The 20727-nt window shown below is 64.3% G+C and carries 13 protein-coding genes and 1 pseudogene; 8 read left to right on the top strand and 6 right to left on the bottom strand.

Annotation, left to right across the window (positions count from 1 at the left end; genetic code table 11):
* The first annotated feature begins 18 nt into the window (after positions 1-18).
* Entirely contained in the window at positions 19-315 is a 297-nt protein-coding gene (locus EWV37_RS05790; protein WP_095796899.1) for a hypothetical protein, read from the top strand.
* Positions 316-375: 60 nt separating this feature from the next.
* Here the strand turns inward: EWV37_RS05790 and EWV37_RS05785 are convergent, their stop codons facing one another.
* From EWV37_RS05785 to EWV37_RS05770, 4 genes are all read right to left on the bottom strand, one after another.
* Positions 376-1977, bottom strand: a complete 1602-nt coding sequence (locus tag EWV37_RS05785) for a GMC family oxidoreductase (RefSeq protein ID WP_129700384.1) — start codon at positions 1975-1977, stop codon at positions 376-378.
* 40 nt (positions 1978-2017) lie between these two features.
* Entirely contained in the window at positions 2018-3511 is a 1494-nt protein-coding gene (locus tag EWV37_RS05780) for an aldehyde dehydrogenase family protein (protein WP_095796901.1), read from the bottom strand.
* The gene (gene betT, locus EWV37_RS05775) at positions 3508-5670 is read right to left on the bottom strand and encodes a choline BCCT transporter BetT (protein WP_095796902.1); all 2163 of its coding nucleotides are present in this window, start codon (positions 5668-5670) and stop codon (positions 3508-3510) included. Before betT ends, EWV37_RS05780 begins: the two co-directional genes overlap by 4 nt.
* 173 nt (positions 5671-5843) lie before the next feature.
* Positions 5844-8981, bottom strand: a complete 3138-nt coding sequence (locus EWV37_RS05770; RefSeq protein ID WP_129700382.1) for a hypothetical protein — start codon at positions 8979-8981, stop codon at positions 5844-5846.
* A 151-nt stretch (positions 8982-9132) separates the two neighbouring features.
* Between EWV37_RS05770 and EWV37_RS05765 the strand changes: the two genes are divergently transcribed.
* The 7 genes and pseudogenes from EWV37_RS05765 (at position 9133) to purU (ending at position 18486) form a co-directional block, all read left to right on the top strand.
* Positions 9133-12126 carry a DEAD/DEAH box helicase gene (locus EWV37_RS05765; protein WP_129700380.1) on the top strand — a complete coding sequence of 998 codons (2994 nt, stop codon included), beginning with the start codon at positions 9133-9135 and terminating at the stop codon, positions 12124-12126.
* 156 nt (positions 12127-12282) lie between these two features.
* Positions 12283-12828 carry a TY-Chap domain-containing protein gene (locus EWV37_RS05760; protein WP_129700378.1) on the top strand — a complete coding sequence of 182 codons (546 nt, stop codon included), beginning with the start codon at positions 12283-12285 and terminating at the stop codon, positions 12826-12828.
* 96 nt (positions 12829-12924) lie between these two features.
* Positions 12925-13758, top strand: a pseudogene (locus EWV37_RS15665) (benzoate/H(+) symporter BenE family transporter); the annotation flags it as partial.
* 28 nt (positions 13759-13786) lie between these two features.
* Positions 13787-14143, top strand: coding sequence for a benzoate/H(+) symporter BenE family transporter (locus EWV37_RS15660; protein WP_238663088.1), 357 nt, complete (start codon positions 13787-13789; stop codon positions 14141-14143).
* A 124-nt stretch (positions 14144-14267) separates the two neighbouring features.
* Positions 14268-15437 (top strand): VIT1/CCC1 transporter family protein, encoded by a 1170-nt coding sequence (locus EWV37_RS05750; protein WP_095796906.1) that lies wholly within the window; start codon positions 14268-14270, stop codon positions 15435-15437.
* A gap of 787 nt (positions 15438-16224) precedes the next feature.
* The gene (locus tag EWV37_RS05745; protein ID WP_129700376.1) at positions 16225-17445 is read left to right on the top strand and encodes an IS110 family RNA-guided transposase; all 1221 of its coding nucleotides are present in this window, start codon (positions 16225-16227) and stop codon (positions 17443-17445) included.
* 168 nt (positions 17446-17613) lie between these two features.
* Positions 17614-18486 carry a formyltetrahydrofolate deformylase gene (purU, locus tag EWV37_RS05740; protein ID WP_095796907.1) on the top strand — a complete coding sequence of 291 codons (873 nt, stop codon included), beginning with the start codon at positions 17614-17616 and terminating at the stop codon, positions 18484-18486.
* A gap of 103 nt (positions 18487-18589) precedes the next feature.
* Here the strand turns inward: purU and sucD are convergent, their stop codons facing one another.
* Both sucD and sucC read right to left on the bottom strand, forming a co-directional pair.
* On the bottom strand, positions 18590-19507 hold the full coding sequence (sucD, locus tag EWV37_RS05735; RefSeq protein ID WP_095796908.1) for a succinate--CoA ligase subunit alpha: 918 nt from the start codon (positions 19505-19507) through the stop codon (positions 18590-18592).
* A 32-nt stretch (positions 19508-19539) separates the two neighbouring features.
* Positions 19540-20709: an ADP-forming succinate--CoA ligase subunit beta gene (gene sucC / locus EWV37_RS05730; RefSeq protein WP_095796909.1), complete on the bottom strand. Its 1170-nt coding sequence runs from the start codon at positions 20707-20709 to the stop codon at positions 19540-19542.
* Positions 20710-20727 lie beyond the last annotated feature (18 nt).

The raw sequence follows: 20727 nt of genomic DNA, 5'->3' as shown, positions 1-20727 counted from the left end.
TACGAAAGCACAATACTGATGAAGAACATTCAACAACTACGCACAAAGACCGAGTCCCCTCGAGAACAATGGGTTGACGTCACCGTCGACATCGACCCCGACCACCACATGGTGCGTCTCATGGAGTCCAATGGGGACATCCACGAATACATGAGCAGCAACGTTCGCGCCCTGGCCCACGCAGCCGCCCACAACCGCGGCCGCGCCCAATGGTGCGAGAAGTACCAGCAGCTACTCGTTCCCGGAGCATCAAACGTCTCCGGTGGCATTCCGTTCTACAAACTGGAACCGAAACCGGTGGCGCTCAGCGCCTGATCAGGACCGCATGAATGAAGCCCGGCACTGGTGCCGGGCTTCATTCATGTCATGGTGCCGCTACTTGTCCGAGGGCGACTCCTGCTCCTGGGCAATCAGCTCAGCGGCGCGCTCACCAATCATGTAGACCGTGATGTTGGGGTTCACGGTGACCAGTTCCGGCATCACCGAAGCATCAGCCACGCGCAGGCCGCTCACGCCCTTGACCCGCAACTGCGGATCCAGCGGAGAATCCTGATCCTCGACCGGCCCCATGCGGCACGAACCCGCGGGGTGGTACACGGTGTTGTGGGTGCGCTTGATGTAGTCGGCGATCTCCTCGTCCGTCTGCACATCCTGACCCGGGAACAGCTCCTGACCGGCCCATTCCGAGAGCCCGGACTGCGAGACGATTTCACGGGCCTTGCGGATACCCGCGGTCATGATCCGTAGGTCGTAACCCTCCGGGTCGGTGAAGTACCGGGGATCCACGCGGGGCTTGTCCCGGTAGTCACGCGTGCGCAGCCGCACGGTGCCGCGGGAACGAGCGTGGGTCACGTTGGGGGTCAGGCAGAACGCGTTGTCCGCCGTGGCGTACCCGTGGCGGTAGGTGTGCATGTCGAAGTTCACGCTGCCGTAGTGCATCATCAGGTCCGGGCGGTCCAATCCGTCGTCCACCTGGGCGAACAGGCCGATCTCCCACCACTGGGTGGAGTCCTCGACCATGGGCTGCTTGGCCTCCCACTGGATCACGGCCTCCGGGTGATCCTGCAGGTGCGAGCCCACGCCCGGGGAGTCCACCAGCACGTCCACGCCCACCTCGGTGAGGTGCTCGGCCGGACCGATTCCCGAGAGCATGAGCAGCTTGGGCGTGTCGATCGCACCGGCGGAGACGACGACCTCGCGGTTGGCCGAGATCACGTGCGCACGACCGAAAGCGTTGTCCGTGACCTCCACGCCGGTGGCTCGCTGGTTCTCGTCGACCACGATTCGTTTGGCCTGGGTGCCGGTCAGGATCGTGAGGTTTTCACGGTCCCGGATCGGGTGCAGGTAGCTCACCGAGGACGAGGAGCGGGTTCCGTCCTCGCGCGCGTTGATCTGGAAGAAGTTCGCGCCCTGGGTCACCGTTTTGCCGGTGTTGAAGTCAGCGCGCGGAATCCCGGCCTGTTCGGCGGCGTCGAGAACCGCCACGCCGCAGGGATCCACGGCGGGGACCTGGCGCAGCCGCACGGGCCCGTCGTGGCCGTGGTGGGATCCGGGGTCCTCATTGTTCTCGAGTTTCTTGTACAACCGGAAGGCCGTCTCCGCGTTCCAGCCCTCGGCCCCGAACTTGGACTCCCATTCGTCCATGTCCTCGGCGGGTGCCCAGAAGGCGATGCACGAGTTGTGCGACGAGCAACCGCCCAGCACCTTGGCGCGGGCCAGGCGCATGTACGAGTTGCCGTTCTCCTGCGGTTCGATCTGGTAATCCCAGTCGTAGCCGGATTCGAGCAGTTCCATCCAGCGGTCGAGCGTCAGGACTTCCGGCACGTTCTCATCGTGGGCGCCGGCTTCGAGCAGGGCCACGCTCACGTTCGGGTTCTCGCTCAGGCGCGCCGCGATCACGGCGCCGGCGGAGCCCGCTCCGACAATAACGTAATCGTAGGTAGCCACGTTTTCAGTAGTGGTCACAGTTTCTCCCATCGGTCGTTCTTCGGTGCTCGGTGAGGTCCAGTCGGGCCGCTCAGTGCTCGGCGAACCAGCCGGTCACCGCGGGGCGGGTGTTCTGGTAGATGTGTTTGGTCTCCTGGTACTCGGCCAGTCCGTGGAAGCCCAGTTCGCGGCCCACACCGGACTGCTTCATGCCGCCCCACTCCGCCTGGGGCAGGTACGGACCGAAGTCGTTGATCCACACGGTTCCGTGGCGCAGTTTGCCGGCCACGCGCTGAGCGCGGCCCGCATCCTGGGTCCACACGGCTCCGGCCAGGCCGTAGTTGGTGTCGTTGGCGATCTCGATGGCTTCTTCCTCGGTACGGAAGGTTTCCACCGTCACGGTGGGGCCGAAGGCCTCGTCGTACACGCAGTCCATCTCGCTCGTGCACTGGTCGATCACGGTGGGCAGGTAGAACACGCCCTTGCCGAGGTCTAGCGATCCGTCCGCCGAAGGTCCTTCCGCGAACTGGCCACCGCAGCGCACCCGAGCGCCCTGCTCGCGGGCCCGCTCCACGTAGGCGTGCACCTTGTCACGGTGGGCCTCGGAGATCAGCGCGCCGGTCTCGGCCTTCTCGTCGAACGGCCCGCCCAGCTGAATCTGTTCGGCTCGGCGCACCAGATCGGTCACGAACTTCTCCGCGATAGATTCCTCAATCACCAGTCGCGCCCCGGCGGAGCACACCTGGCCGGAGTGGATGAACGCGCCGTTGAGCGCGTTGTCCAGCGCGGCGTCGTACTCGGCGTCCGCGAAGATCACGTTGGGGTTCTTGCCGCCCAGCTCCAGAGCCACCTTCTTGACCGTCGACGCCGCTTCGGCCGCGATCACGCGACCGGTCACCAGGCCGCCGGTGAAGGACACCAGATCCACGCGAGGATCGCTGGAGAGCGGAGCACCCGCCTGCGCGCCCGCGCCCAACACCAGGTTGCCCACGCCGGCGGGCAGCCCGAGGTCCTCGAGCACCTGCATCATGAGGATCGCGGTGTGCGGAGTCAGTTCGGCGGGCTTGAGCACAAAGGTGTTGCCGGCGGCCAGCGCCGGTGCGATCTTCCACGCGGCCTGCAGCAGCGGGTAGTTCCACGGGGTGATCATGCCGCACACACCCACGGGTTCGTGAACGATTCGGCTGACCACGTCGGGATCACCGGCATCGACGATGCGGCCGGCATCCGCCGCTGCAATCTTGCCGAAGTACTCGAAGCAGTTCGCGATGTCGGACATGTCCTGGCGGGACTCGTCGATTCGCTTGCCCGTGTCCTTGGACTCCGCCAGGGAGAACTCTTCGGAACGATCGCGCAGGGTGGCCGCCACCCGCAACAGGAAGCTTCCGCGTTCCGGAGCCGGCACGCTCGCCCAGCGCTCGTCGTCCGCGGCGGCCCGGGCCGCGGCAATCGCGCGCTCGGTGTCCTCACTCGTGGCCTCGGCGACCACGGCCACCTCGGTGCCGTCAGCGGGGCAGGTGATGGTGCGAGTGCCACCGTCGATCGCGGGGACCCACTGTCCGTCGATGTACAGGGTGTTGCTCATCGTGTTTCCTCCTTGGGTTCAGAGAAGTCTTCGCTCCAGGTAATGGTCTCACTAGTGGTGAGACCAATCTGGGTGCTTCCGGGGTGTTCATGGTTGAGCCGGATGAATTCGAGGTGGCGTTCGTAACCGTCCAGGGCGTCGTTGATGAGCTGCTCCGGGGTGTATCCCAGCACGTCGTAGCCCAGTGAACCGGTCGCGGTGAACACTTCCAGTCGGTAGTACAGGTCCGAATCGGGGTTGGTTCGGAAGCCGCCGAAGCCGGGCGTGGGGAACGCCACGGGATACACCTGGTACGTGAAATCACGCTCGGGTTCCAGATTCACGTGCATGCAGACTTGGTCGACCGAGGGATTGTCCGGGATCTGCGTGCATTCGACCGTGACCTCCGCGCCGGTCTCCCGGATTTCGGCGGCCAAGGTCTTCAAGGCGGGCGCCGCGACGTCGTGGATGTAGCGTTGCGCGGTGCGACCGCCCGGATAGTTGCCCAGCCTGGTGAGTCGCGAGCGCCAGTGCGTCTCGCGGCCGGTGCGGCCAGCCACGGCGGATCGACTGGCCGCCGCGGACGACGCCGATCGGCTGGCTTCCACGCGCAAGGCCCGCCACAGTCCGATCATGATCAAATACATCACCACGGAGAACGGCAGCCCCATGATCAGGGTTGCGTTCTGCAACGTGGTGACGCCACCCACCAACAGCATGGCCAGGGTGAGCACGCCGGTGCCGACCGCCCAGAACACGCGCAGCCACTTGGGGCCGTCCTGGTTCGGGTCGTCGATCTTGGAGGTGAAATTACTCATGACCAGCGCGCCGGAGTCGGCGGAGGTCACGTAGAACAACAGACCGGTGAACGTCGCGATGGAGGCCGCGATCGTTGCGCCGGGGTACTCGGCAAGCAGCGAATAGAAGGCTCGCTCGGGGGTGCTCATGGCCACCTCACCGAATACGGCGTCGCCCCCGACCACCAGGTCCAGCGCGGAGTTACCGAAGATCGAGATCCACAGCAGGATGAACGCGAACGGGACCGTCATGGTGCCGACCACGAACTGGCGCAGGGTACGGCCGCGGGAGATGCGCGCCAGGAACAAACCGACGAACGGCGCCCACGCGATCCACCAGGCCCAGAAGAACAGGGTCCAACCGCTCAGCCATTCCTGGGGCGCCTCGAACGCGAAGGTGTTCAGTGTCATGTCCGGGAAGCGCGCCAAGAAGTCGCCGATGTTCATGACAATGGCGTCCAGCAGGAACGCCGTACGGCCCGCGATCAACACGTACAGCATGAGCCCGATGGCCAGGATGATGTTCAGCTCGGACAACCGGCGAATGCCCTTGTCCACGCCGGACACGCACGAGGCCACCGCCATGAGCACGCCCAAGGCGATCAGGGCTGCTTGCACCGCGAGGTTCTCGGGGACCCCGAACAGATACTGCAGGCCGAAGTTCAGCTGCACCACACCGATACCCAGGGAGGTGGCCACGCCGAAAATGGTGCCCAGCAGCGCGGCGGTGTCCACGGCGTCGCCGGCGAGACCGTGAATGCGTTTGCCGATCAGCGGGTATAGAGCCGAGCGGATGCTCAGCGGCATACCGAACCGGTAGGCGAAGTAGCCGAAAGCCATGCCCATCAGCGCGTACATGGCCCAACCGGTGATGCCGTAGTGGAACAGGGTCCACACCACGGCCTGCCGTGCGGCCTCCAGGTTCTGCCCGTCGCCCACAGGTGGGGCGTAGTACTGGCTGACCGGTTCGGACACGGAGAAGAACATGAGGTCCACGCCGATACCCGCCGCGAACAGCATGGCCGTCCACGTGAACATGTTGAACTGCGGTTTCGCGTGGTCAGGGCCCATCTTGATGTTGCCCTGTTTGCTCACGGCCACGATCACCACGAACACGATGACCAGGGTTGCGGTGAGGATGTAGAACCAGCCGAGGTATTTGGCCACCCACGCCACGACACCACCGATCACGGTGTCGGCCTGCTCGGGGGCCAGCATGGCCCACGCGGACAGCGCAATGATCAGCACGCCAGAGGCGATCAGGACGCGCCAGTTGACGGGAATCTTGTCTCGGTGGTGAGGAGGGGCACCAGGTGGAGTATCGGTGAGCTCGGTCGCGGAGGAGCCGGAATTTGCTGAGGGCATGGTCGAGGAATCACTCATAGTTATGTTCGCAAGTGTGGGCCGGACGTGGAACGACCCGGATCGAGGCGTCTTGTTACTACTCAGTATCAGGTGACAGCTGCCACTACTCTAAGCGAATTCGAAACGGAAAGCGCCGCCCGGACGGGCATTTCTACCCGGCCGAGCGGCGCAATCATCCTCCGTGGTTTGGGCTAGGCCAGCAGCTTGGCCACCAGGGCGCTCGCGAATTCGTCGGAGATGTCCCCGTAGTTCAGGGAGAAGTCCTCGTCCACCTTGGTCGGCAGCAAACCCGAGCACAGCACCGCAGCGCGGGCGTAGAGTCCGGGCAGTTCGGCGCCAATCGGCACCGACAGCAACTGCAGCTCGGAGTCGTGGCTGACCAAAGGTGTCCCGCAATCACGCGCGGCCAGGTGCTTACCCAGAGCCGACGAGACCGGACGCGCGTGGCCCGAAGCGACGTCGGCCTCGGTGCGGTAGGCGTAGCGGGTGCGGTGGTGGTGATTGATGCGGAACAATCCCGCCTGGTTGCGGTCCTCCGTGGCCTGCCACGTGGCATCCTCGGGCACGAAGTGCTCTGCCACGCCGTTGTACTGCATCTCGATCAGCGGCAGGGAATCCACCACCGAGGACAGCGGGGGCAGGGTGTCGAGCATGATGGGTCCGGCCTCGTAGACCACGTCGCACATACCCTCGGGGAGGTTGTCCCGCAGGGCATCCAGGTCCACGTCCTGCAGCAGCGTGGTCGCGTGGTCCTCCGGCGAGAGCACCACGACCTCGGCACCGAGGGCCTCAGCCGCCACAGTAACGGTTTCTTCCTGCTCTGCGCGCCACCCGCCGGTGAGCAGAACGGAGCCGTCCACCAACTGGGTCAGCGCGGGCGAACACACCTGCCAACGGCGCACCGTCCAGTTGCCGTCGCGGATGACCTCCAGGAATCCCAGGGCCTGCAGGTGGCCCACGAACCATTCCTCGAACCGCTCGGAATCCTCGGACTGACGGGCGATGATCGACAGACTGCCCCGCTTGCCACCACCCAAGAACGTCAGTGCGTCCTTGAGAGGCGCCCACGACTCGGGATAGTCGCTGTAATCGGGGCCGATGAACTGCAGCGATTCCACCGAACCGGTCTGACCCACGGCGGAGAGCTTGGTGAGTCGACCGGGATAGCGCTTGGTCAACCCGCAGTGGCGGCAGCGGCCGAAAATCCACGGTGCCTTTGCCTTGGGGTCCATGGGCGGCAGAATCACCTTGTGCTTGCCGGTGATCAGACAGGACGCGCCCTCCGGGGCGGGCAGCTCGTTACTGCGCTCGGGGAACATGAGTCCCTCGGCAGAATGCCAACCCGCAACCTCCGGGACCTCGACGTTCAGCGACTCGGGATCCAGTTCAACGGAGTCCATGTTGTCGAAAGAACCCTGCACGTACTCGTCCGGCAGTTCGTCCAACGTGGTGGACGTGACGGGCCACAAGGGCTCCTGCGCCACGTGCACCATTTCGCCCTCGTAACCCAGTGAGCGCTGGGTGATGTAGAAGGAGCTGTCACGGACCCGGAATTCCAGTCGCTGTTTCACCGTGCGACCGGCCTTGAGAACCAGCGTGTAATCGTTGGGCTTAAGCGTCTTGTTGTCCCGCATCAGGTCCGAGCCCTCCAGGCTCACCTGGAACGGTGGCACCCTGGGCGCGGAGAGCTTGGTGGACATCAGCTTGAACGAGTGGGGGTTGCGCCATTCGCATTCCAACGACAACGGGTCGTCCGAATCTGAGGTCACCGTGATCTGCGGCGGGCGCAGCGCCGAGAACCGGTCCACGTCACCCGGGATTCGCAGGCCACCGGACAGTGTTACGGCCGGCACCAGTCGGGGGACGAGCCCCGAGAAGTTGTCGTTGACCGTGAGCATGGGATCACCGGCGCGCAGCACCTGAACGTCGTCGAACAGGACCCAGTCCTCCGGCAGACCGTTCTCGCCGGGACCGACGATGCGGTAATCCGGGGACGCCGAGTCGTCCAGGATCGCCGTGATCTGCTCAACCCACTCGGGCTTGTTCTGCACCATGATGCGGCTGGGCCACGCCGCGGGAATGTGGTCCACCGAGATGAACGTGTCCGAATAAGCGTCCTTGGCGAACACCACGACCGGCCGCGGGTTACGGGTGATGGCGGTATCCCCGTTGCTGAGCTCAAGCTCACCGGAGAGCAGTGTTTCGCTGGACATCCGCGAGTTGTACGCGGAAATCCCCAGGTAGGCGTCCCCGATGTAGGACAGGAACATGGTGCGGGGTCCGGCCTCGGTGGCCAGCTCGACCTCACGCCCGGAGATCAGACGCTTGGGCACCACGAATCCGAGTTCGAAGATCGGGTTGCCAACGTAGTCCGTGCCGTCCGTCATCGACAGGCTGACGCTACGTGGGCCCAGGTGACGAGACGCTCGCCGTTCGGTGGCAACCGCGATGGTGGCGTCGTCGTCGCGGGAAGATTCCCACGCACCCAACTGGGCGAGCGCGACCTGCAGGCCTGCGTCGCGGGTGAGCGGGTTGGACCAGATCCGGCGCATCCCCTTGGACACGTCCGTGTCCGCGATGTCGAGCCAAAAGTCTACGTAGATGCCCAGCTCCTGCGCGCTCATTCCCTGCGCCGTGGTCAGTTCGAGGTCCTCGAACATGCGGTGCAGCTGACGCAGCTCGGCCTCGCCGAACATCGTCTGCGACAGTGCGAGACCCACCGGGCGGTGGTTCACGGCGTACGCGGAGGGCAGACCGACCTGACCGTCGAACAGTTCCAGCCAGTAACGCAGGGCGTCCCAGTACATCTCGGAATCCTTGCGGACGGCCGTTTCGAGTGCCTTCGCGTTGTCCTGACCGGCCTGCAAAAGCACGGCCAACGGTAGGTAGAACGCCGACACCGACTTGTTTCCCGTGCGCGCGGCCAGCGCGGACATGTGTCGTCCGGCCAGCGAGAACAGGGCCAGCAGGGCCACCACGGGCGGCGGGCCGATCCTGTTGAGATCGTTGAGCTGACGCCGCGATGCGCGGTACCAGGCTTCCGTTAGCTTGTTGAACGCGTCGAACATGGAACGGCGAGATCCGTCGGCCACCAGCAATGGTGTGACGGAATCGGCCATCGCCCGCAATGCGGAGGGCCCGTCCAAGCCGAATTCCGCGCCGATCTTCTCGAGGGTTTTGTCGTCCAGGTCCAAGTGGACCAGTTCACCGGATGCCTGTGTGCCAAAGAAAGCCCTGGCCACAGCGTCGTTCCAGCGTAGATACTCAACTTCTTGGGGTCCCGATGCAATGGCGTGGTCTCCCGTGTGGAGCCCGGCGGCGTCTGCCACAAATCCTCCGTCTGCGCCCTACGGCGCCGTGAAAATAAATCAGGTTCGTCTTGATTATAGGTTTCCGACGCCGCTGCGGGACGCCCGTGTGACAGTCGCCCTCACCACACGTGGACTTTGCGTGTCGCCCGAGGGCGGTACGGTAATTGGCATGGATGGTGACGTACATTTCGCGAGCGCTCGGCCCACTGGGCTCACAACCGACTGGCGTAGCGAACTGTCCCGCATTGTCCCCGGCTCCGACCACGATCGCGTGGTGACGGACCCGGAGAACGGCCCCTCGGTCGCGCTGGAACTGAACCTGTCCCGTGTCCAACACCGCGGCCCTCGGGCCTGGCAGCAGGACCAGAACGCCGTGCCGGTCACCCTGACCGCCCGGCCGGTGCTGCGCGGCCAACGCTCCGGATGGATCCACACCGGCATCGACTGGGGGAATCTGGCCAACCACGCCAGGTCGGGGCGGCTCAGCGAGGACCAGCTCGACTGGTTCGAGGAACTGCGAGCGCTCTCCGAATCCCACCGGGGTTCCTATGCCGTGGACCGCCATCAGTTGCACATGGAGCGCTACACCTCTCCCCTGCTGTGGCCCATTCTGAATCGGGCCGAGTCACTCGGCATTCCTCTCGTGTCCCAGGGCACCGGCCAACCGGTCCAGGTTGGCCCCGCCGGGCGGTTCGAGGTCAGCGTCAGCTCGGACGAGAACGGCGCCCTCAAGCTGTATCCGCACCTGGTCATGGGCGATAGCGAGGTCCCGTTGCACTGGACCCGGATCATCGGACAACCGGGGCACGGTTTGTTCTTCCCCGAGGCCCAGCCCCCCGAACTCGAGCTGGCGGACGACCTCAACCAGTTCCCGTTGCACATGGTCCCGCTGGCCACGCGCTTGAATCAACAGCAACGATCGTTCCTGGACCGCGCGGAAGAACTGACTATTCCACGGGACGGGGTGGACGAGTTCTTCGAACGGTACTTCCCGCGATTGCACCAGAGCATGGACGTCACCGCCAAGGACGGTTCCCTCGAATTACCCCAGGTGGCCGACCCGGAAATGGTGTTGACCGTCCACCACGACGACCTCACCGAGCGTGTGGAGTGGGAGTGGGAGTATCAGAAGGGGCGCGAACGGATCCGGTTGCCGTTCCGACCGCTGAATCCGCTCGCTGACGAACCCGTGAACCGCGAGTCCCGCTGGGAGTCCTCGGTGGTGCAAGCCGTGCACAGGAGGATCCCGGACCTGGACTTCAAGCGCAGCTCCTATGCCGCTGCGGATGCACTGCGCTTCATCCGGGTGTGGCTCCCCCTGCTGCGTAAGGTCCCGGACCTGCGCATCGAGGAGAGTGGCGGGCTCCCCGCGTACCAGGAAGTGACCCGCGCGCCGGAAATCACCGTGTCCACCGCACCCACGGAACACCGTGACTGGTTCGGACTGGGCGTCACCATCAAGGTGGGCGAACACTACGTACCGTTTTCGGACATCTTCCAGGCCCTGGAGGTGGGCCAAGACGTCATGCTCATGCCTGACGGTTCCTACTTCCCGTTGGACCGCCCCGAATTCTTGCGACTCAAACAGCTCATCGCCGAGGCCCGCTCGCTCCAGGAGGACAAGAACGCGCCGCTGTCGCTGAACCGGTACCAGGCCGGGTTGTGGGAACAGTTCGAGGACATCGCCACCGACACCCAGCAGGCCGAACAGTGGCGCACCGGCGTGCGAGCACTGGCGAACCTGCAGGAGATCCCCGCGCCCGCGAAGCCCGAGTCGCTGCAGGCCAACCTCCGCCCGTACCAGTACGAGGGTTACCGCTGGCTGAGTTTCCTGTGGGATCACTCCCTGGGCGGCATCCTGGCGGACGACATGGGCCTGGGTAAGACCGTCCAGACGATTGCCGCGATCCTCCGAGCTCGCGAGCTGGACCCCGAGCTACCACCTTTCCTCGTGGTGGCGCCCACGTCCGTGGTGGCCAACTGGACGTCCGAGCTGAAGCGATTCGCGCCGTCTTTGACCATCGAGACCATGAACTCCACGCGCCAGCACTTGCCCGAGACGGCCAGCGGCGCTCACGTTGTGCTTACCTCCTACACTCTGCTCCGGCTGGAGGCCGATCTCTACCAGTCCCTCCCCTGGGCCGGCGTGATCATGGATGAGGCCCAGTTCGTCAAGAATCCGCGCACCAAGGCCTACCGGGCGGTCAAAGATCTCTCCGCCCGGTTCAAACTGGCCATCACCGGCACCCCCATGGAGAACAACCTCTCCGAGTTGTGGTCCCTGTTCTCCCTGACGGCTCCGGGCCTGTTCCCGTCCAAGAAGAAGTTCACGGAGCACTATCAGACGCCCATTGAACGCGCACAGGACCCCGATGTTCTGTCACGGCTGCGCTCGAGAATTCGACCGTTCATGCTCCGCCGCACCAAGGACGACGTCGACCTGCAGCTTCCCCCCAAGCTCGAGCACACCCAGCACGTGGGTCTGAATCAAGCTCACCGCACCGCCTACGACCGGCGCCTGCAGCGGGAGCGGGCCAAGATTCTGGGTCTGCTGCAGAACTTCGACCGGAACCGGTTCACGATCTTCCAGTCGCTGACCACGCTGCGCATGCTCGCGCTGGACCCCGCCCTCGTGGATCCGGAGTCCACGGCGTCCTCATCCAAACTCGACGCACTGTTCGAACAGCTACCCCAGATCGTGGCCGAGGGCCACCGCCCGCTGGTGTTCAGCCAGTTCACGAGCTTCCTGAAACTGGTTGCCGCGCGATTGGACGAGGCCAAGATCCCGTACAGCTACCTGGACGGTTCCACGCGGGATCGCGCGGGAGCACTCGACAAGTTCCGCAGTGGCCGAGCGCCCGTGTTCCTGGTGAGCCTGAAGGCCGGTGGCTTCGGTATCAACCTAACCGAGGCCGACTATTGCTACCTGTTGGATCCGTGGTGGAACCCCGCCACGGAGAACCAGGCCGTGGACCGAACGCACCGCATCGGACAGTCCAAGAAGGTCATGGTGTACCGGATGGTGGCTGAGAACACCATTGAGGAAAAGGTCATGGAACTCAAGCAGCGCAAGGCCGATCTGTTCGCCGCGGTGCTCGACGACGACCGCGCGTTCTCCTCCGCCATCACCGCCAACGACATTCGTTCTCTCCTGTCACCCTGATTCGTGCGCGGGCAGTGGAGTCATAATCGCGCGGGGTATCGACCGGGCACACGTGGATAGTTACCGTAAGCATCAGCGGCACACCTTGCTGCGAATGATCCTTAAGGATTGTTCTCCCTGATCGGCCGCCGTTTTCTTGCGTTCGGAGTGAAATTCATGTGCCCCACCGTCAACCCGGAGACGCCAGTCCCCGGGGGCCGTCACAGACTCGAGCGGGCCGGCATCGGTGTGGTTGACATCACGGAACCATGCCATTCGGCCGCCGAGTGGGAGAAACTCCAGGCGCTGTTCGCCGGAGCCATTGTCGACCTCCTGTGGAACGATTTCCTCGTCCTCGAATACGACGGCGCCCCCGCTGGTTCTGACACGCCGGCCGCCTGGGTCCGCACCGGCCCAGGCGGCGCCGAGTGCGCCGTCAGTTCGGCGCACCAGCTACCGCCGGAGGAGTGGCCCCACCGCACCGAATACTTCGAGAACGCCGGCTGGAACCTTCCGTTGGCCCCGGATCAGCCGTGGACTTCTGGACCGCACGAACCCGAAGAGGCCGCCCACCGCGTATTGACCGCGCTGCGCGACGGTCGCTCGTGCGACGATCCGTACGCCTTCCACTGGGGTACGGGCAGCTTCCCCGTCCCCGAGGGGCGCACCGGCACGTTGACCGTGATCGATCCTGAGCAGTGCCCCACCGACACTGATATGTAATTCAGATTAAGTCACGCAGCATTCATATTTCCCTCACTGTGATTTTCCCCATATGGTGAGCTGAGCCCAGCACACCACCTCACCAGCGGGAGAACCGTGAGCACCTCAACCCGGCCGTCGCAGAACGCCCCGAAGTATTCGCTCGGGAAGGACTGGTCCCTGTCAGCGACCCTCGCTGGGTTCGTGGGTGTGGTCGTCTCCTACGCGGGTCCGCTCCTCGTGGTGCTGGAGGCCGCTCGAGCGGCGGGACTGAACTCCGAACAAACTGCCTCGTGGGTGTGGGCGATTTCCGTGGTGTCGGGAATTACCTGCGTGCTGTGCAGCTGGTGGTTCAGACAACCGGTCATGGTCGCATGGTCGATCCCGGGTGCCGCTCTACTGATCACATCGCTGGGCAACTTCTCGTTCTCGGACGCCATCGGCGCCTACATCGTCACCGCCGTGTTGGGCCTGATTCTGGGCGTCACCGGGTGGTTCGGCAAGATTCTGGACGCGATTCCCAAGCCCATCACGGCCGCCGTGCTCGCCGGCGTGCTTCTGCCTTTCTCCATTCAGGTGGCACCGTCCGTCGTCGAGAACCCCGCCCCCGCAGGCGCACTGGTCATCGGCTACCTGCTGGGCAAGCGCTTCATTCCCCGCTACGCCGTGTTCGTCGCGATGGGGTTGGGTGTCCTGGTGGCCTGGCTGACCGGAGCCATCAACGCCGTCTCCCCCGACTTCGGATTGACGGTGCCGGAGTTCACCATGCCCACGTTCTCGTGGGCCGCGATCGCCGGAATTTCCATCCCTCTGCTCATCGTGACCGCGGCCGGCCAGAACGCTCCGGGCCTGGCCATGATGAAGACCGCGGATTTCCCGCCCAACGACCGTGCGCTCCTGGGCGCGAGTGGGATCGCCTCCATCCTGTTCGCGCCGTTCGGATCGCACGCGCTGAACCTCGCCGCGGTCACCGCGGGTATTGCCACGAGCCCCGAGGCCCACCCCGAAACATCGACGCCGCTACGTCGCCGGCATTGCGTGCGGTGCCTTCTACATCCTGTTCGGCGCCTTCGCCTCAACGATCGTCACTCTGTTCTCCGCGATCCCGCCCGGACTCATTTCCGCACTGGCGGGCGTCGCACTGCTCGGGGCGCTTCAGGGCTCCATGTTCGACTCCATGCACCAGGGTGATCACCAACCCGCGGTGATCGAGGCCGCCCTGATCACTCTGGTCGTCACGGTGTCCGGCATCCAGCCGTTCGGCATCGTGTCCGCCTTCTGGGGCATTCTGGTGGGCGTGGCCGCCTTCGCGATCCTGCGGCGTCGTCCGCGCTGACCACGCAGCCTACGTGGCCCGAATGAGGCCCACGTGCGAACCGCGACCCAGGTTTCGGTCGCGGTTGGCTTGTTTTCGGATTCCCGAAACCCGGAATCGAGGCAGCGGCGTAAGATCTTGCCCCATGGGATTTTCAGAATCACCCCATTCCGACCACACGCCGTCCACCGAACCCACATCCGCACAAATCCGCCGTTGGCGCCATTATCTGGCCGACGAATTGGCGGAGGCGGCGATCTACCAGCACCTTGCGGATCGGGCATCCGGCCAGCAAGGTGAGATTCTGCACCAGGTCGCCGTGGCCGAGGGCCGTCACGCGGAGCACTGGCGGAGGCTCCTGGGTCCGTACGCTGACAAACCCGGGCGACCGTCACTGCGCGCCAGTGCGCTCATGTTCCTCGCCAAGCACTTTGGCACGGTCTTCGTTCTCGCGCTGTTGCAGCGGGCAGAATCCCGGTCCCCGTACCGTGAGGACCCGGACGCCTCGGAGGCGATGGCCGCGGACGAGGCCGTCCACGAGGAGATCATTCGGGCCCTGGCCACCGACGGCCGCACCAGGTTGTCCGGCAACTTCCGCGCAGCGGTCTTCGGCGCGAACGACGGGTTGGTCTCCAACTTGGCCCTCATCATGGGCATTGGTGCCACGGGTGTGTCCAGTTCGATCGTCATGGTCTCGGGCATTGCGGGCCTGCTGGCCGGTGCGCTGTCCATGGGTGCGGGAGAGTTCGTCTCCGTCCGCTCACAACGCGAACTCCTGGATGCCTCGCGCCCCACGCAGGTGACCCTCGAGGTCGCCCCGGAACTCGATCTCGACGCCAACGAGTTGACCCTGATCTATCGGGCCAGGGGCATGACCGAGGAAGCCGCGGAACACCGCGCTGCCGAGCGGCTCGGCCACTTCGAGTGCGACTGTGACCCGTCCTTGTCCTTCCAGGACGCCAAGGCGCGCGCCGCGCTCAGCCGTGACCAGAATGTCGAATACGACGACCCGAGGGGATCGGACGACAACCAAGCTCTCGGCACGGACCTGGGAGCGGCCGCTTCGAGTTTCTGTTTTTTCGCATCCGGCGCGATCATTCCCATCCTCCCGTATTTCTTCGGACTGGGCGGAGGCATGGCGTTGCTCGTGGGCATGTTCCTCGTGGGCCTTGCGCTGCTGTTCACCGGTGGCTGCGTGGGTCTGCTCTCCGGCGCATCTCCGCTCAAGCGAGGACTGCGACAGCTGGCCATCGGCTACGGCGCAGCCATCGCGACGTACCTCCTGGGGATGGCTTTTAATACCACCGTTGCATAACGAGGTTTGGTTGGCAGGGGTCTGGGCCGGTGGTTTACGAAACGCAAGCTTCCGAACTCGCGCGTTGTATTAAACGACCCAACATGACTTGTCCCCACTTTGGCCCACAAATTGCGCGGATGTAATATGCATATTCATGCTCTGGTCTGCAGTAACTCTCCTATCATCGGGCGAGGACTGACATTGGCCCTAGCCCGCGAATGGTTACGACTTGGTAACAAGTCCATTCCAAACAATTCACCGGTGGGGTAGAACGTACGCGTTCGCTGCACAGATCGATCGGCAGGTTACTGGTGACCGCATATTTCCGATATTCTTTGACCTGTGGTTCTCGAAACCACCACAACGGGAGACTTCGCACGGGATAAATCACCACACTTGCACTGGGGGGTGCTTTGTGGCTGATGCCCTGCGTTGATAGCCGCTCAGCCCACGGCTTCATCCCGTTGAGGCGTTTACGCCTGCCGGTGGCTGCTGGTTCTCTAACAGAGGCGCACCTCTCCCCGCGCCGGACGGGCTCCTACCGTCCGCTCTGGTGGCCACCGGTTGTAACCGCCCCCCGTTACCTTTTTCATGACGCCGGTGTCCGGGAGGATGAAGGCGTAGGTAACCAGCCGGCCCCGGCATGATGTCCGCCCCCAGTCGCTTATGATCCGGGGGGTGTAGTCACCGGGGTCGGTACTGGTTCACACGGACCGCTAATAGAAGCACGACCCGTCAGGCGGGACTTTGTAACGTGGATGCGGGCGAGTGAACCACCTGGTCACCTCACCTCCACCCCTGCGTGATGAAGAAGGTGACCACCATGGAACATCAGCTCTACCTCGGGATCGACGTCGGCAAGACCGCCCACCATGCCACCGGTTTGAGCGCTGAGGGCACTGTCGTGCACGATAAATCCCTCCCGCAATCCGAACCCAAGATCCGTGAGCTCCTCCAGGACCTAGCCGCTACTCACGGGCCTGTGCTGGTGGTTGTGGATCAACCCAAGACCATCGGTGCCCTGGTGATCGCGGTGGCCCAGGATCTGGGCATCGAGGTGGCTTACCTGCCCGGGCTGACCATGCGCCGGGTCGCGGACCTGCACCCGGGGCAAGCGAAAACCGATGCCCGGGATGCGTTCATCATCGCCAACACCGCCCGCACCATGGCCCACACCCTGCGTGGGATTACCCTGACCGAGGAAGACATCGCCGAACTGTCGATGTTGTGTGGGTTCGATGATGACCTCGCCTCCCAGATCACCCAAGTCCGCAACCGGCTGCGCGGGTTCCTCACTCAGATCCACCCCGCCCTGGAACGCGTGCTGGGCCCGCGACTGGCCCACCCAGGGGTGATCGCCCTTTTGGCCCGGCACTCTTCCCCGGCCCGATTGAAGACCGCTGGCCGCGGCCATGTACGAGCTCTACTGAAGAAGCACGCGCCCCGGTTGGCGGAGAAACTCACCGAGGAGATCTTCACCGCCCTGGCCGAACAAACCGTGATAGTCACGGGCACCTCGGCGGCGGAGAAGATCATCGGGCGCCTGGCCGACCAGCTCGCGCAACTGGGCGCCCAGCGGGTGGAGATCGAGACCGAGATCCTCACGGTGGTCGATGCGCACCCTCTCACCCAGGTCCTGACCTCAATGCCCGGGGTAGGGGTCAGGACAGCAGCACGGCTGCTCACCGAAGTCGTGGGCAAGGACTTCAAAGACGCCGGACACCTGGCTTCCTACGCCGGGATCGCACCCGTGACACGCAGGTCCGGGACCTCGATCCGCGGGGAATCACCCTCCCGGCGGGGCAACAAGGTCCTCAAACGGGCTTTGTTCCTCTCCGCCTTCGCCTCGCTGAGTGCTAGCCCCGCTTCACGGGCCTATTACGATCGAAAACGGGCCGAGGGTAAACGCCACAACCAAGCTGTGATCGCACTGGCCAGACGACGAACCGATGTGCTCTACGCCATGTTGCGCGACGGATCTTTCTACCAAGAACCCACCCCACCGACCGTGGCCCTAGCCGCTTGACGAAAACCATAGAAGCACCCCCCGTGCGGCACACGCTCGCCGCGCATCAATCGCGAGATATCGCTCTCACGGACATCGTCCGCATGGCTTGGGGACCGGACTCACCGATAGGATCGTCTACGGCCCTCTCACGTGCCGTTGTCACTGTTGTCCTAGGAGATCCCACTGATGTTCGCCCCGCTGTCCACACCCGATGAACACATCTTGACCGTCCACTGCCCCGAGGCTTACGGATTGGTCAGCGCTGTGGCGTCGAACCTCACGAATCAGGGCTGCGACATCTTCGACGTCAAGCATTTCTCCGACCGTCACAACAGTGAGTTCTTCATCCGGTGCCACACCATGAGTGACCCGGGAACGGTCACCACGGAATCTCTCATCGAGGGGTTCCAACCCGTCGCCGATCGACACCGCATGCGATTCCGTCTGGTCAATGCACGGAAGAAGACCCGCGTACTGATCATGGTCTCCAAGGTTTCGCATTGCCTCGCGGACCTGCTGCACCGGCAGCGGGTCAACTCGCTGCCCATCGAGATCGTGGCCGTGGTGTCCAACCACACCGATCTCCAGCCGCTCGTGGACTTCTACGGCATTCCGTTCCACCATGTCCCGGTCACCAAGGACACCAAGCCCCAGGCGGAGGCCGAGCTGTTGGAGCTCGTGGATCACTACGACACCGAGCTGGTCGTGCTTGCCCGCTACATGCAGATCCTCTCGGACGATCTCACGCGCGCCCTGTCCGGCAAGTGCATCAACATCCACCACTCGTTCCTGCCCTCGTTCAAGGGTGCCAAGCCGTACCACCAGGCCTACGACCGCGGCGTGAAAATGGTGGGCGCCACCGCGCACTACGTCACCTCTGATTTGGACGAGGGTCCCATCATTGCCCAGCGGGTCATCCCCGTGGACCACGCGCACACCCCCAGTGACCTGGTGGCCGTTGGCTCCGACGCCGAGACCCAGGCACTGTCGCGAGCCGTCAAATGGCATGCGGAGGGCCGCGTGGTGATCTCCGGCAACCGCACCATCGTGCTCGCCTGACCCAGGCCCCCAAAGTCTCCGCATAAACGCCGACGCCGCTCCCCCACCAAGGTGGGCGAGCGGCGTCGTTGTGTGCGGGCCGGGTCAACCGGCCGCGCGCCGCTTACTTGCCTTCGAAGATCTCGCGCATGAGCTGGGCGGTCTCAGAGGGAGTCTTGCCCACCTTCACGCCGGCAGCCTCGAGTGCTTCCTTCTTGGCCTGAGCGGTTCCGGAGGAGCCGGAGACGATGGCGCCCGCGTGGCCCATGGTCTTGCCCTCGGGAGCCGTGAAGCCAGCAACGTAGCCGACGACCGGCTTGGTCACGTTGGCCTTGATGAAGTCAGCGGCGCGCTCCTCTGCGTCGCCACCGATCTCACCGATCATCACGATGGCCTCGGTTTCCGGATCCGCCTCGAAGGCTTCCAGAGCGTCGATGTGCGTGGTACCGATGACCGGGTCACCGCCGATACCGATGGCGGTGGTGAAGCCCAGGTCACGCAGCTCGTACATCATCTGGTAGGTCAGGGTGCCGGACTTGGAGACCAGGCCCAGCTTGCCCTTACCGGTGATATTGGCCGGGGTGATGCCCAGCAGGGACTCCTCGGGGGAGATGATGCCGGGGCAGTTGGGGCCGATGATGCGGGACTTGGGCTTGCCGTCCGCGCCGGTGTTCGCCTTGGCGTGGGCCCAGAACTCAGCAGAGTCCTGAACCGGGATGCCCTCGGTGATCACCACGATGAGCGGGACCTCGGCATCAATGGCCTCAATCACGGCGTCCTTGCAGAAGGCCGGCGGCACGAACACGATGGACGCGTTCGCACCGGTCTCGGACACTGCTTCGGTGACGGAACCGAAAACGGGCAGCTCTACGTCCTGGCCGTCCTTGTCCTTGTGGTTCACCGTGGTGCCGGCCTTACGGGCGTTGACACCGCCGAGCACCTGGGTGCCGGCTGCGAGCATACGGGCGGTGTGCTTGGTGCCTTCGCCGCCGGTGATGCCCTGAACGATGACCTTGGAGTCTTTGTTCAAAAAGATCGACATGTCTTCTTCCTGATAGATCTACGCGTGGGCGATTACTTGGCGGAGTGGGCCAGCTCGGCGGCCTTGTCGGCGCCGGAGTCCATGGTTTCCGCGGAGGTGACCAACGGGTGGTTGGCGTCGGCGAGGATCTGGCGACCCTCTTCGACATTGTTACCGTCCAGACGAACCACGATGGGCTTGGTGGCGGAGTCGCCCAGGATTTCCAGGGCCTTCACGATGCCGTTGGCGACCGCGTCACACGCGGTGATGCCGCCGAACACGTTCACGAACACGGACTTGACCTGGGGGTCGTTGAGGATGACGTCCAGGCCGGCGGCCATGACCTCTGCGGAAGCGCCACCGCCGATGTCCAAGAAATTGGCGGGCTTCACGTTGCCGTGCTTCTCGCCGGCGTAGGCAACGACGTCCAGGGTGGACATCACGAGACCGGCACCGTTGCCGATGATGCCCACTTCGCCGTCGAGCTTGACGTAGTTGAGGTCGTTCTCCTTGGCCTTCTCCTCGAGGGGATCGGCGGAGGACTTGTCAGCCAGGGCTGCGTGGTCCTCATGACGGAACTCAGCGTTGTCATCCAGGGAGACCTTGCCGTCGAGAGCCAGAACGTCGCCGTTGCCGGTCTTGACCAGCGGGTTGACCTCCACCAGGGTGGCGTCTTCCTTGGTGTAGACCTCGCCCAGCTTCACGAGAACGGGCACGATCTTCTCAGCGGTCTCGGCGTCGAACTTGGCCTGCTCCACGATCTCGCGGGCCTTGGCCTCGGTGATGCCTTCCGCCGGGTTCACGTCCACACGGGCCAGGGCCTCGGGACGTTCCACGGCCAGCTGCTCGATCTCCATGCCGCCCTCAACGGAGCACATGGCGAGGTAGGAGCGGTTGGCGCGGTCCAGCAGCACCGAGAAGTAGTACTCCTCGGCGATGTCCGCACCCTCAGCGATCATGACGCGGTGAACGGTGTGGCCCTTGATGTCCATGCCGAGGATGTCCTTGGCGTACTGGTAGGCCTCATCGGCAGTCTTGGCGACCTTCACACCGCCGGCCTTGCCGCGACCGCCAACCTTGACCTGTGCCTTGACGACGGTCACGCCGCCGATCTTCTCTGCTGCTGCCTTGGCTTCTTCGGGGGTGGTGGCGACAATGCCGGCCAGCACGGGAACACCGTGCTTTTCGAACAGGTCGCGTGCCTGGTACTCAAACAGGTCCACGGATAAGTGTCCTTTGCG

The organism is Kocuria carniphila, assembly GCF_004136555.1.
In the GTDB taxonomy this organism is placed as follows: domain Bacteria; phylum Actinomycetota; class Actinomycetes; order Actinomycetales; family Micrococcaceae; genus Kocuria; species Kocuria carniphila.
Note: the sequence above shows the minus strand (reverse complement) of the source record. Positions and strands in the feature narration are given on the sequence as shown.